Raw genomic sequence first — 13,272 nt, forward strand, 5'->3', positions numbered from 1 at the left:
GCCGTGCCGTGCCTGTCAGCGACGAGCCGAGCCGCGGCACCGCACCCAGCAGGCCCTGCGTGTAGGGATGGCGCGGCGAGCGGAACAGCTCCGCCACCGGCGCCTCCTCGACCTTGCGGCCGGCATACATCACCATGACCCGCTCGGCGATCTCGGCGACGACGCCGAGATCGTGGGTGATCAGAATGATGGCCGCGCCGACCCGGCGCTTCAGGTCCAGCATCAGCTTGAGGATCTGCGCCTGGATCGTCACGTCGAGCGCGGTGGTGGGCTCGTCGGCGATCAGAAGTTTTGGATTGCAGGCGAGCGCAATGGCGATCATGACGCGCTGGCGCATGCCGCCGGAGAGCTGATGCGGATATTCGCGCACCCGCCGTTTCGGCTCGGGAATGCCAACCAGCGTCAGCATCTCGACCGCGTGCGCCTCGGCAGCGGCCTTGTCGAGGCCCTGATGGATCATCAGGGTCTCGCGGATCTGGCGGCCGACGGTGAGCACCGGGTTGAGACTCGTCATCGGCTCCTGGAAGATCATCGAGATGTCGTTGCCGCGGATCGCGCGCATCTCGCGATCGGAGAGCTCGAGGAGATCCTTGCCCGCGAAGCGGATGCTGCCTGCAATCCTGCCCGGCGGCTCCGGGATCAGGCGCATCAGCGACATCGAGGTCACCGACTTGCCGCAGCCGGACTCGCCGACGATCGCAAGCGTCTCGCCTTCATTGACGTGGAAAGATACGCCATCCACTGCGCGGTTGATGCCGCCCGGCGTGCGGAAATGGGTCTGGAGGTTCTCGACTTCAAGCAGCGCCATCGCGATCAGCCCTTCACAGGCTCTTGGCCATGCGCGGGTCGAGCGCATCGCGAAGGCCGTCGCCGAGCAGATTCACGGCGAGCACGGTGACGGACAGGAACGCCGCCGGGAAGAACACGATGTAGGGCTTCACCTGCCAGAGCGCGCGGCCCTCGGCCATGATGTTGCCCCAGGACGGAATGGTCGGCGGCGTGCCGGCGCCGATGAAGGACAGGATCGCCTCGGTGATCATGGCGCTGGCGCAGATATAGGTCGCCTGCACCAGCATGGGCGCCACCGTGTTGGGCAGGATGTGGCGCAGGATGATCATCGGCGTGCGGGTGCCGCAGGCCACGGCCGCATCCACATAGGGCTGCTCACGCAGCGACAGCACCACGCTGCGCACGAGGCGCGAGACGCGCGGGATCTCCGCAACGGTGATGGCGAGGATGACATTGCCGACGCTGCCGCGCGTCAGCGCCATCAGCGCGATCGCCAGCAGGATCGGCGGGATCGACATCAGCCCGTCCATGAAACGCATCAAAATGCCGTCGGCCCAGCGGATGAAGCCGGAGACCATACCGATGGCAAGGCCGGCCGCCGAGGCGAAGATCGCAACCGACAGACCGACCGTGAGCGAGACCCGCGCGCCGAACAGCACGCGCGAATAGATGTCGCGGCCGAGCACGTCGGTGCCGAACCAGAAAGCGGCCGACGGCGCGCGGGTGCGTTTTGCCGGTGCAAGCGCGGTCGGATCCACCGTCCAGAGATAGGGCGCGAAGACCGCGATCAGGACCAGCGTGAGCAATAGCGCGCCGCCGATCGCAACGGTGGGATGGCCGCGCAAGAACCCGATGAAGCCGCGCCGGATCGTGACCGGCCGGAGGATCTCCGGCAACTGCGGCGCGAGAACGAGGCCGGCCGGAAGCGATTGCGGATTGACGGTCGTATCGGTCAATAGCGGATCCTCGGGTCAACGAGCGTGTAGATGACGTCGATCATCAGATTGACGAGGACGTAGACGAAGCTGAACAGCAGCACGATACCCTGGATGACGGGATAATCGCGGCGCAGGATCGCATCGATCGTGAGGCGGCCGAGGCCGGGGATCGCGAACACGCTTTCGGTGACGACCGCACCGCCGATCAGGAGCGCAATGCCGATGCCGATCACGGTCACGATCGGCACCGCCGCGTTCTTCAGCGCGTGAATGAACAGGATGCCGCCCTGCCCCAAGCCCTTGGCCTTGGCCGTACGGATATAGTCCTGCTGCAGCACTTCGAGCATGGCCGCGCGGGTGATGCGCGCGACCAGGGCGATATAGACGCAGCCGAGCGCGATCGCGGGCAGGATCAAATTCTCCAGCCACGGCCAGAAGCCGGAGCTGAGCGGCGTATAGCCCTGCACCGGCAGCCATTCCAGCTCGAGGGCGAAGATGTAGGCGAGCATGTAGCCGACCACGAAGACGGGCAGCGAGAAACCGAACACGGCAAAGCCCATGATGACGCGGTCGATCAGGCTGCCGGCCTTCCAAGCCGCCACCACACCGAGCGGCACCGCCACCACGATCGTCAGCAGCAACGTGACGATCATCAGCGACAGGGTCGGTCCAAGGCGCTGGCCGATCATCGCCGAGACCGGCAGATTGGTGAAGATCGAGGTGCCGAGATCGCCGTGCAGGATGCGCCAGACCCAGCTGCCGAACTGCACCAGGAACGGGCGGTCGAGGCCGAGGCTCTGGCGGATGCGCTCCACATCCTCCGGGCTCGCCTGGTCGCCCGCGATCACCACGGCGGGATCACCCGGCGCGATATAGAGCAGGCTGAACACGAACAGCGCGACGATCGCCATGACCGGCAAGGTCGCGACGATGCGACGGAGGATGTAGGAGAGCATCTGGCCTCAGCGCCGCATCATGCCGATTTCGACACGCCCCAGAAGAACGGCAGCGGCCCCTTGGCGATGCCGGAGACGTTCTTGCGCCAGGCCGTGTAGGTCAGGAAGAAGCCGGTCGGCGCGTAGACGACATCCTCGATCGCGGCCTTGTTGACCCGCCCGATCGCCGCCTTCTCTTCATCGACACTCTTGGCCTCGAACCAGCCTGTGATCTCCTTTTCGGTGTTCGGGCTGTTCGGCCAGCCGAACCAGGCCTTGTCGCCGTTGGCCCGGATGGCGGTGTAGGCGGCGGGCGTGATGCAGTCGGCGCCGGCATGCCAGCTGTGGAACATGTTCCAGCCGCCCTGCCCCGGCGGCGTCTTGGCGGCGCGACGGGAGCCGACCGTGCCCCAATCGGTGGCGACGAAATCCACGTTCATGCCGAGCTTCTTCAGGAGGTCCGCGGTGACGTCGCCTTGCGCTTTCGTGATCGGCTGGTCCTGCGCGACCAGGCACGTCACCGGCTGGCCGGAATAGCCGCTCTCGGCCAGCAGCTTCTTGGCAGCGTCGAGATCGCGCTTGCCCTTCAGGATGTCGCCACCCAGCTCGTTGTAGACAGGCGTATCCGGCGTGAAGAAGCCGGGCAGCGGCTTCCACAAGGCGTCGTCGTCGCCGACGATCGCCCGCATGTAATCCTCCTGGCTGAGCGCCATCAGCACCGCGCGTCGCGCCCGCACGTCGTTGAACGGCGCGAACAGATGGTTCATGCGGAACGAGCCGATATTGCCGAGGGGATCGCCGATGTCGACGCTGATGTTCTTGTTCTTCTTCAGCACGGGCACGAGATCGGCGATCGGGTTCTCCCACCAGTCGACCTCACCGTTCTGCAAGGCCGCCGCCGCGGTCGCGGGGTCCGGCATCACGATCCATTCCACGCGGTCGACCATGATCTGCTTGCCGCCGGCGAGCCAGGATGCCTTCTCCTGGCGCGGGACGTAATCCGTGAACTTCTCGAACACGGCCTTGGCGCCGGGGACCCATTCGCCCTTGGCGAACTTCATCGGACCCGAGCCGACATATTCGGTGATCTGCTTGAAGGGATCGGTCTTTGCGATGCGCTCGGGCATGATGAAGGAGCACGGCGCGTTGTTCTTGGCAAGTGCATAGAGCATTTTCGGGAAGGGCTGCTTCAAGACCCATTTGAATGTGCGGTCGTCGACCGCGGTCAGTTCCTGCTGGATCGCGATGATCATCAGCCCCATCGGATCGCGCGCGGCCCAGCGCGACAGGCTCGCCACGACGTCCTTGGCCAGCACCGGCTCGCCGTCGTGGAACTTGAGGCCGGGACGCAGCTTGAACGTCCAGGTTTTGCCGTCGTCGGTGGTCTCCTCGGACTCGACCATCTGGCGCTGCGGCTGCAGCGAGGAATCGATGCCGTAAAGCGTATCCCAGACCAGCGCGGCGGCATTGCGCACGACATATTGCGTGCCCCAGATCGGATCGAAATTGGCGAGATTGGCCTGCGGCACGAAGCGTAAAGTGCGGGCAGATGCCCCCTGCGCAATCGCCGGTGCCGAGAGACCGGTCAATGCCAGACCGCCCGCGCCGGCCAGTCCCTTCAATACGGTCCTGCGATCCATGACGTCCTCCCAGTAATGCCGTGATGCCGGCCATCGTTGGCCAAGAGCAGTGAAACCAGAGCTCATTAGCAAGCAAATGGTATGCCACTAATCACGCCTTCACCAGCAGGATCTCGCTGTCATTTTCGTGAGCCTGATTTCGAGAACCGTCGGCAGCGTCGGTCCGGCGAAACAGCTGTTGCCCTCGACAATTCCAGATGGCAGCATTGTGCGATGCATTATCAGGTTGTCATGTACGAGAGCGGCGAGATCGGATGAAACGGCGCCACTTCATGTCGCTCGTCGGAGGAGCGGCATTGTCACCGCTCGCCGGAATGCCTGTAACCGCAGAGCCAGCCAGTTGCGCTGCACCTGCCCCCGTCGCGTCCAGCATAGAGAGCCTCGTCGATGTCGCGGCACTGTGCAGGATGACCGACCGGCTCGCGGCGTCCGCCAACGTGCACGCCGTGCTGGTCGCGCGCGGCGGCGCACTGGTGTTCGAGCGCTATTTGACCGGCTCCGACGAGATCAACGATCGTCCGATTGCGAACGCCAGTTTCGATGCCGATACGCTGCATGACATGAAATCGGTGGCCAAAAGCGTGGCATCCCTCGCGCTCGGGATCGCGATCGATCGGGGACTGATCGCGGGCGTCGACGAACCGATCTTCAGCTTCTTTCCTGAATTGTCCGACCTGCGCTCCCCCGAGAAGGACCGCATCCTTCTGTCACACGCGCTCACCATGTCGCTAGGCTTGAAATGGGTGGAGGCAACGCCGAGCACCGGCAACTATGACAACGACGAGTCCCGCATGCACATGGCGCGCGATCCCTGTCGCTATGTGCTCGGTCTTCCCATGACGACGCCCGCGGGCCAGGACTTCTTCTACAACACCGGCGCGCTCACGCTGGTCTCGGCCATCGTCCGAAAGGCCGTGGGAAAGCCGCTCGACGAATTCGCACGCGAGGCCTTGTTCGAGCCGCTCGGCATAACCCGCTACGAGTGGACCCGCGTGAAGGGCGATACCAATGCCGGCGGAGGATTGCGCCTGCGTCCACGCGACATGGTCAAGATCGGTCAGCTCGTCCTCGCGGGCGGACGCTGGAACGATCGTCAGATCGTGTCGAAGGCGTGGATCGACGCTTCGACGAGACCGCGGCTGGAGGCCACGGGTCCCTATTTCTACGGTTATCTGTGGTGGCTCGGCCGCTCCCTCCACGGCGGACGCGAGATCCATTGGGACGCCGCGCTCGGCCGCGGCGGTCAGTCCATCCGCATCGTTCCCGAACTCGATCTCGTGGTGGCCGTGACCGCGGGATATTATCAGGACTACAGCCCGCGCGCGTTTCAGCTGCAGTCCGGACTTTTCAAGGACGTGTTGCGGGCGATTCCGGCGGCGGGCTGAACCGGGCGCTCAAAGCGACAGCCGCAGGCGCCGCCAGCCGATCACGACACCGGTCAGGGAGAACGCGAACCCCAGCGCACAGAGCCCGACGATCATCATATCGCGCAAGCGCGGATGCGCCATGAGGACTGGGAAGTCGAACGTATGCAGCGCGCTGTAGAACCAGCAATAGGCACGACGCGAGGCATCCAGCCTTTGCAGCAAATTGCCGTCGGCGCCGTCGATATCGAACCAAATCTCGCCGCAGCGCGCGCGGTAGACCGGCGCACCGGGGATGGCGGATCGTGCGGGATAGTCATCACCGTCGGCAAGCATGGTGGGGACGTCGCAGCCCGTGGCAAGGCGGGCCGTCAATGCCTGAACCTCGCGCGCCCCGAGGAATCCGGTAGGTCCTGCGTCGGACACACCTTCTGTCCTGACCAGCGCCTGCGAATCCAGCGCGAGCCGGTCGCGACGGTAGAGCTTGCCGTCGAAGCCGAACCATTCGATCTCCCGGGCCGACGCCGATACCGGTGGTCGGTCGAGCGACGCGGCAACCGCCCAATCGGGCGCCGCGTACATCACGTCCGCTTCGACGCCCGTCAGCTGTCCGCGCGAGAACAGCCGGCCGTGATCCATGGACAGCCAGCCGCTGAAGATCCAGGTGAGCACGAACACCGACGCCGCAAGGCCAAGGATATGATGCAGGGCGTGCCAACCGCGATAAGGCGTTGCGAGCCGGCCGCCGTTCGTCTTGACCCGCACGATCCCGAGCGCCGCGCCTAGCACGGCTGCGATCAGGGCCAGCAACGATAGCGTCCAGACGACGCCGTCCCACAGCGCCCAATTGCTTCTCAGAACCGTCGGATAGATCCAGTGCAGCACGCTGCCGACGAGATTCCAGCCACGCTCGCGTCGCGTCGTATCCAGCACGACCTCGCCGGTGCGCGAGGAGACATAGACCTCCGTCCCGGCGGGATCGGTGAGCGCGATGCGAAACAGGGGACGATGACGATCGAAACCGTTCGGCACGGTCCATTGGTCGTAGTCCGCCTGCGCGAGGACCGTTGCGCCCGCGGCGTCGAGCCCACGGCCGCGGGCGTGATCCTGCGCTATCGCAAGCGCCACATCGGAGGACACCACCGATGCATCGCTGCCATCGGAGGCGCGCACCGCGCGCAGGCGCGATGGTCCCGTAATGACATAGGCGAGCCCGTCGCTGCGCCGGATCAGCCTGACGCGTGTCGCGTCGGCTAGTCCGCTCGCGGCCACGGCATCGGCAATTGCGATCCGCGGCTCCATGCGATCCAGCGGCGCGAGGCCGGCAAAGCGCTCCGCCTCCGTCAGCGACGGGAACGGAACGAAGTGCATCACGACGCCGGTCGCGAACCACATCGCGAACAGCAGGCAGAACGCGATCCCGAGCCAGCGGTGTAGCAGGACGATCGCGCTCATCATGCGGTCAGCGCCCTACCATTTGAACGCGGCCGAGAGCTCGTAAGTGCGCGGCGCGCCCAGCAGGATCTGGTCGGGATAGAACGGATCGCCCCAGATCGCGTAGCGCTTGTCGGTGATGTTGCGGACGCGGAAGGTCAGGCGGGCCTGGTCGACCGCGCCAAACACCGTCTTGGGAATGTCGACGAAGGCGTAGACATCGGCGGCGGTGTAGGCCTTCATCGTCACCGTGTTGGCGTCGGTGTTGTAGCGGTCGCCGACATGGCGGCCGGTGATGCCGAGCTCGACCGGCCAGGGCGTGAAGAAGCGGTACGAGGCACCGGCATTGGCGACGATGCGCGGCACGTTCGGCGGCGTGTTGCCGGAGAACGAGCCGCCGACGAAATTGTAATCGGTATAGCGCGCGTCGACATAGGCGATGTTGCCCCACAGCCGCAGCGGCTCGATCGGCCGCACCGACGCGGCAAGCTCCACACCCTTGGACTCCTGCCGCCCGGCGATGTTGAGCGCCTGCCCGCCGGCCGCGGCATAGACGTTCTTGCGCAGGATGTCGTAAGCCGAGAACGACCACTCCGCCCTGTTGTCCCAGAACAGATGCTTGACGCCGGTCTCGTAGGTGCGCGCGGTGGTGAGATCCAGCGGCTGGGTCGGCGACAGCAGGAAGATGTTGTTGGCCGAGACGTCCGCGCCAGTGGCGTATTGGCTGAAGAAGGTCAGGCCGGGCACGGCTTCCCAGGTGTAGCCGATGCGCCCCGTCACGGGCGCCCAGTCCTTCGTGTACGGAAAGCCCGCGTTCACGACCCCGGCGGCGTCGGTCGAATTGCGGTCGAGCCCGATATGCTCGACGCGCAGGCCACCGATCAGCGAGAACGTCCGTGTCAGCTTCAGCCTGTCCTCGAACGACAGCGCCTCGTTGTCGATGCGCGCGGTCTGCAGTTTGGTCGTGAGCGTGCCGTAGAAGCCGCGGTTGGGATCGACCAGCGACACGGAGTCGCCGGGGAAGTTCGCAGCACCCGGCCTGACGAAATCGAGATAGCTCGACGACAGCGTCGTAACCAGGCGGTTGTCGAAGCCGGCGATGTTCGCATCCCAAATCAGGTCGGTGATGTTGCCGACCAGCCGCTGGCTGTGCGCAACATAAAAGCGCTCGCGATCCACGAGGTTCGAGGTCGAGTTGAACGCCTCGATCTCATTGTTGAACCAACTGCGCTCGGCACCATAGCCATAGGCCTGGCTCTTCAGGATCAGGTCCGGCGCCAGCTTCAGCTCGAAGCCGCCGCGCAGCCACACTTCCTGCGCCACGTTGCGGTTGTCGAGGACGTTGTAATTGGTGTTGAAGGTGCGGTCGTCGATGGTGACGGCACCGAGATTGGTCTTGTTGTAATTCGAAATGTAATTGCCGGAGACGATCCCGCTCGTCGCATGCGAGCCGCTGAACGCGACCGGCACCAGCGGCGCGCCCCAATAGGCCTTGCCGCGATCCTCGCGATATTCGATCGCGCCCCAGACCTTGAGGCTGTCGGAGACGCGATAGTTGAGCTGACCCGACACATCCAGCATCTTGGTGTTGGTGTCGTCGACAAAGCCGTTGAGCGCGGAACGGCTGATGTCGAAACGATAGTCGAGGCCCTGCACGTTCGTGCTGCCGCCCGAGCCGTAATGCGCGCGAAACGAGTTCAGCGAATCCCAGGAGAAATCGGCCTCGTTCCGGATCGGCCCCGTGTGCGGCTGCTTGGTGACGAAATTGATCGCGCCGCCGGCGGCGCCCTCGCCCGAGATCAGCGAGGCCGGACCTTTCAGGAATTCCACGGCCTCCAGATTGGCCGTGTCCATGATGCGCGACGTCATGTTCTGCGGGCCGATCTTGATGCCGTTATAGAGCGTGTTGATCTGGCTGTTGGTGAAGCCGCGCATCGAGAAGCCCGCCGGCTCTCCGGGGGCGTCGCCGGAGGTGACGCCGACTGCGCCCTGCGCCACTTCGGACACGGTGCGATAGCCCTGCTCGCGCATGGTCTCGGCCGAGATCACTTCGACGGTCGCGGGCATCTCGCGCACCGTCAGACCGAGGCGCGAGGCGCTTTCGGCGACGGCATTGCTGTTGAGCGGTGTCGCCGCCTGCGTCTGTGCGCCAGCGCCCGGCACCGCAGGCTTTGGCGCCGCAGCGACAGCGGATCTGCGCGATGACGCGCGGCGCGTGCTTTGCCCTTCCCTGCCGACTGGCTTCGCCTGCTTGCGGGATTGGGCCGGCGACACCTCGACCGGCGGCAGCGGTTCGCGAGCCTGCTGCGCGAGGGCGGCGGGCATATCCGCTGCGGCAAACGTCAGCGCGACGGAGGCGAGCAGGAATTCTCGCGGTGGTACGATACGGATAGAAGGCACGGCTTTGGACCTCGGTATGACGTCAGTGGCACGTCACAGCGAACGAGGTCTCACCTTTTGGCCGTGCGGCCGTCCGATGAAGCCGAATGTCTGTACTCCCCGACCGACATCTTCGCGTGTGACCACGGCTGACGGCAGGTCTCCTGGCTCGCGGGTCAGTACCTTGCATCGCCTTCCCGGGACCGAGATACCCAGTGGCTCCTGACGCAAGATTCGCCGCTTACAGTTGCGGGGGCAGCCGCGGCATTGGGGACAATGTCCCCGCACCGCATTCCCTTTTCATCCCCTCTCGGGGAAACCGTCGCGAGCATCTAGGATTACCATCAGGACAGAGTCAATGTATCCCGTGCGACGTTATTGCCACAGCAACCAACTTCCTTGGAGATGAGCATGGAAGGCGAGACCTTCCTCTGGCTGATCCGACACGCGCCGGTCGACGGCGTCAAAGGAACGATCCACGCGGCCGACGCGCCGGCCGATCTCGGCGATCGCGCGCAGCTGGAGGCGCTGCGGCAGTATCTGCCGCCGAATGCTGCCAGCTATGCCAGTCCGTCGCGGCGCACGGTCGAGACGGCGCGCGCGCTCGGGCTCGAACCGGAGCTCGTCGGTGAATTCCGCGAGCAGGATTTCGGCGACTGGACCGGCCATCGGCACGACGCGCTTGCCGCCGTCGGCGGCGAGACTTACGCGCAGTTCTGGAGCGATCCGGCCGGCGGACGGCCGCCGGGCGGCGAAAGCTTTGCGGACCAGGTCGCGCGCGTCCGGGTGGGCCTCTCGCGGATCGGAGCTGGACCGGCCACGCTCGTCGTGCATTCCGGCACCATCCGCGCCGCACTCTGCATCGCACTGGATCTCACGCCGCAGGCCGCCTTGCGCTTCGTGATCGATCCGCTGTCGCTGACCCGGATCGATCGTCTCGCGAGCGGCTGGCGCGTCGTGTCGGTCAACCAACGGATCAGCTAGGCCTGTCAGGCACGTTGGCCTGCGCGAAAGTGGCCATGCCGTTGTGAAGGCTGCAGGCGAGCCGAACCAGCGGCAGCGCGATGGCCGCACCAGATCCCTCGCCGAGCCTTAGATCGAGGCTGATCAGCGGCTGCGCGTTCAGCGCGCGCAGCACGAGGCGATGCCCCTGCTCGGCGGATTGGTGCGAGGGCAGCAGGAACGGCTGGCACGACGGGTTGAGCCGCACGGTTGCGAGCCCTGCGACGGACACGATGAAGCCGTCGATCAACACGGGAATACGGCGCTGCGCCGCGGCGATGATCGCGCCCGAGATCGCCGCGATCTCGAGGCCGCCGACGGCGCACAGGATCTTTTCCGGCGAAGCGCCGGCAACGCCATGACGCCCGATCGCCGCATCGATCACATGGGCCTTGCGCGCGCGGCCGGCCGCATCGACGCCGGTGCCGCTGCCCGCGATCTCCCCGGCGCTGATCCCGAGCAGGCTCGCCGCGATCGCCGCCGACGTGGTGGTGTTACCGATGCCCATCTCGCCGAAGATCAAGAGATCAGGCTTGCCCGCCTCTGCACGCGCCACCGCGCGCTGGCCGGCCTCGAAGGCGAACGCCAGCTCCGCAGGTGTGAGCGCGGCCTCCACGCTGAAATCGCGCGTACCATGGCGCGGCTTGTCGGTGACGATGCCGGCCATGGCTTCCTGCGCCAGCGTGCCGGCGTCGACCACTTCCAGGCTCGAGCCCAGCTCGCGCGCCAGCACCGAGATCGCGGCGCCGCCGCCGGCAAAATTCGCCATCATCGCGATGGTCACCTCTTGCGGATAGGCCGAGACGCCCTGCGCGACGATGCCGTGATCGCCGGCGAACACGATGATCGGCACGCGCGCGGCGCGCGGCTGATCGGTCGCCTGCAAGCCCGCGAGCTCGATCGCGAGCTGCTCCAGCCGGCCGAGCGCGCCGGTCGGCTTGGTCAGCTGCGCCTGCCGCGCGATCGCTGCCTCGCGATGGATCGCGGAGATCTCGGGGCACTGTCGATAAATCCATTCGGGGAGCATGCTGGCCTCGCTTAACGCGTGCGCTTGAGAATGTAGCTGTCCATGATCCAGCCGTGCCGCTCGCGCGCCTCCTGGCGCACGGCCACGATGCGCGGGCCGGCCTCGGCGAGCGCGCCGGACATGATGATCTGATCCGGCATGCCGAGATAGGCGCCCCAATAGATATGAAGCCCGGCCGGATCCAGCGACTGGAATGCCGTGTCGCCGTCGAGCATCACCACCAATGTGTCGATCCCCTGCGGCCAGCCGCCTTCGCGCAGGCGCCGCCCCGTCGTGACCAGAAACGGTTCGCCGATGTCGTTCAGCGGCAACGCATGCGCCGCGCACAGCGCCTGGATCGAGGTGATGCCGGGCACCACTTCGATCGTCGGCAAGGGATCGAGCCGCCGCGCAATGCGCAGCGAGGAATCATACAGCGAGGGATCGCCCCAGATCAGCAGCGCAACCTTGCCCTCGCCGTTGAGATGATTTGCGATTGTCTCCGACCAGGTCGCGGCGACCGCGTCGTGCCAATCGTCCACGCCCTTGCGATAGTCCGCTTCACCGGCATCGCGCACCGGAAGATCGAACTCCGCAATGCGCGTCGTTTGATTGGTCAGCACATCTGCGCAGATCGTCCGCCTGAGATCGGCGAGATCGGATTTTGCAGACCCCTTGCGCGGGATCAGGACGAGATCGGCCGCGTTGATCGCATCAACCGCGGCGCGCGTGAGCTGATCGGGATCGCCGCAGCCGATGCCTATCAGGGAGAGCGTGAGCATCGCGAGCGCGAAGGGCGGCGGACCGCCCTTCGCTGATCTCTCAGGCCGCGTTGTGCAGGCGCGGGGTGACGAAGCCGGGCGCGGTGACGCCGCGCAGCGATTTTGCCAGCGCCAGCACGGCAAGATCGGCCAGCGGCTCGATCACGATGACGAGCGCATAAGACGCCGCGAACGTCGCGATGCTCGCGAGGTTGCTCATCGCAAAGCCCGAGCCATAGAGCGCCCAGAACGCCACCCAGCCAATCACGCCGGCCTGATAGGTGGTCGAGAGCGCCAGCGCCTGGCGATACCTGAGATCGACATAGGCGGTGTTGCGCGGGATGATCCGCGAGGCGATCGCCTGGATCGCGAACAGCGGCACCAGCAGCGTCGTGACGTTCATGCCGTATTGCGGGATGTCGGCCGGCTCGAAGAACACGCCCTGAAGCAGCAGGCCGAAGGCGAGACCGAAGGCGGCCGGCGCGGCGCCGAACAGCAGGAACAGGGTCGAGCCGAGGATGAAGTGCACTTCGGAGACGCCGACCGGGAAGTGCGGCAGGATCTCGAAGAAGGTGAAGACGAGGACCGTCGTGGCCAAAGTGCGCGCCGCGAACGAGCCGATGCCCTGCTCGCGCACGGTCTCGGCCGCGAGCTTCAAGGCAACGCCGCCTGCGGCGATGCCGGTTGCGTAACTCAACACGAGCTTGGCGCCCGTCACGACACCGGGTTCGATATGCATGGCTCAATTCCTTCCTGCCGTCACACCCGACGGCCTTGGCCTCAAAACGTGCAGGGCCGGTCTCCTGGCTCGCGGTTCACTGGGTGTCTCCGGCCTTCCCGAGCCTTGCGGCCCAGTGGCTGATCGGAGTCCCTCACCGCTTACAGTCGCGGGGGCGGCTGGGGTTTTGGGCGCCGCAACTGGGTCCGCCCACCCCCATTCCCGATTATGCTCCGGCGCTTTGCGCCGCGTCGAGCACCATGCCTCTCCTGTGTGCTCCTTTCGGCGCGCCGGCGTCAAGGGGCG

Annotated in this window: 11 protein-coding genes and 2 riboswitches; of the genes, 2 read left to right on the forward strand and 9 right to left on the reverse strand. The window is 65.8% G+C overall.

Features of this window, described 5'->3' with window-relative positions:
* The 4 genes from SE92_RS11635 to SE92_RS11650 form a co-directional block, all read right to left on the reverse strand.
* A partial coding sequence (locus tag SE92_RS11635) for an ABC transporter ATP-binding protein (protein ID WP_063921215.1) occupies positions 1–808 on the reverse strand: 808 nt, incomplete at its 3' end.
* 13 nt (positions 809–821) lie between these two features.
* Positions 822–1,745, reverse strand: coding sequence for an ABC transporter permease (locus tag SE92_RS11640; protein WP_063195828.1), 924 nt, complete (start codon positions 1,743–1,745; stop codon positions 822–824).
* On the reverse strand, positions 1,742–2,683 hold the full coding sequence (locus tag SE92_RS11645) for an ABC transporter permease (RefSeq protein ID WP_063195829.1): 942 nt from the start codon (positions 2,681–2,683) through the stop codon (positions 1,742–1,744). Before SE92_RS11645 ends, SE92_RS11640 begins: the two co-directional genes overlap by 4 nt.
* Before the next feature lie 17 nt (positions 2,684–2,700).
* A complete protein-coding gene (locus SE92_RS11650; RefSeq protein ID WP_063195830.1) occupies positions 2,701–4,302 on the reverse strand; it encodes an ABC transporter substrate-binding protein in 1,602 nt (533 codons plus the stop codon).
* Positions 4,303–4,709: 407 nt separating this feature from the next.
* Here SE92_RS11650 and SE92_RS11655 point away from each other — a divergent pair, with 407 nt between their 5' ends.
* Positions 4,710–5,687: a serine hydrolase domain-containing protein gene (locus SE92_RS11655; RefSeq protein ID WP_245324553.1), complete on the forward strand. Its 978-nt coding sequence runs from the start codon at positions 4,710–4,712 to the stop codon at positions 5,685–5,687.
* A gap of 9 nt (positions 5,688–5,696) precedes the next feature.
* Here SE92_RS11655 and SE92_RS11660 read toward each other — a convergent pair whose 3' ends face one another.
* Both SE92_RS11660 and SE92_RS36615 read right to left on the reverse strand, forming a co-directional pair.
* A complete protein-coding gene (locus SE92_RS11660; RefSeq protein WP_063195832.1) occupies positions 5,697–7,124 on the reverse strand; it encodes a PepSY domain-containing protein in 1,428 nt (475 codons plus the stop codon).
* Positions 7,125–7,136: 12 nt separating this feature from the next.
* A complete protein-coding gene (locus SE92_RS36615) occupies positions 7,137–9,500 on the reverse strand; it encodes a TonB-dependent receptor (RefSeq protein ID WP_063195833.1) in 2,364 nt (787 codons plus the stop codon).
* A gap of 116 nt (positions 9,501–9,616) precedes the next feature.
* Positions 9,617–9,818: riboswitch (cobalamin riboswitch) on the reverse strand.
* A gap of 72 nt (positions 9,819–9,890) precedes the next feature.
* Between SE92_RS36615 and SE92_RS11670 the strand changes: the two genes are divergently transcribed.
* A complete protein-coding gene (locus SE92_RS11670; protein ID WP_063195834.1) occupies positions 9,891–10,463 on the forward strand; it encodes a histidine phosphatase family protein in 573 nt (190 codons plus the stop codon).
* Here the strand turns inward: SE92_RS11670 and cobT are convergent.
* Genes cobT through SE92_RS11685 form a run of 3 tightly spaced genes read right to left on the reverse strand, consistent with a single transcriptional unit; the run spans position 10,456 to position 12,987 of the window.
* Complete coding sequence (gene cobT / locus SE92_RS11675; protein WP_063195835.1) at positions 10,456–11,508, reverse strand: nicotinate-nucleotide--dimethylbenzimidazole phosphoribosyltransferase; 1,053 nt, start codon at positions 11,506–11,508, stop codon at positions 10,456–10,458. The genes SE92_RS11670 and cobT overlap by 8 nt on opposite strands.
* Positions 11,509–11,519: 11 nt before the next feature.
* Positions 11,520–12,269: a precorrin-6A synthase (deacetylating) gene (cobF, locus tag SE92_RS11680; protein WP_063195836.1), complete on the reverse strand. Its 750-nt coding sequence runs from the start codon at positions 12,267–12,269 to the stop codon at positions 11,520–11,522.
* Between the two features lie 40 nt (positions 12,270–12,309).
* Positions 12,310–12,987: an energy-coupling factor ABC transporter permease gene (locus SE92_RS11685; RefSeq protein ID WP_063195837.1), complete on the reverse strand. Its 678-nt coding sequence runs from the start codon at positions 12,985–12,987 to the stop codon at positions 12,310–12,312.
* Positions 12,988–13,024: 37 nt separating this feature from the next.
* Positions 13,025–13,244, reverse strand: a riboswitch (cobalamin riboswitch).
* Positions 13,245–13,272: the final 28 nt, after the last annotated feature.

The sequence above is a fragment of the Bradyrhizobium sp. AT1 genome (genome assembly GCF_001590795.1).
Lineage (GTDB): Bacteria > Pseudomonadota > Alphaproteobacteria > Rhizobiales > Xanthobacteraceae > Bradyrhizobium.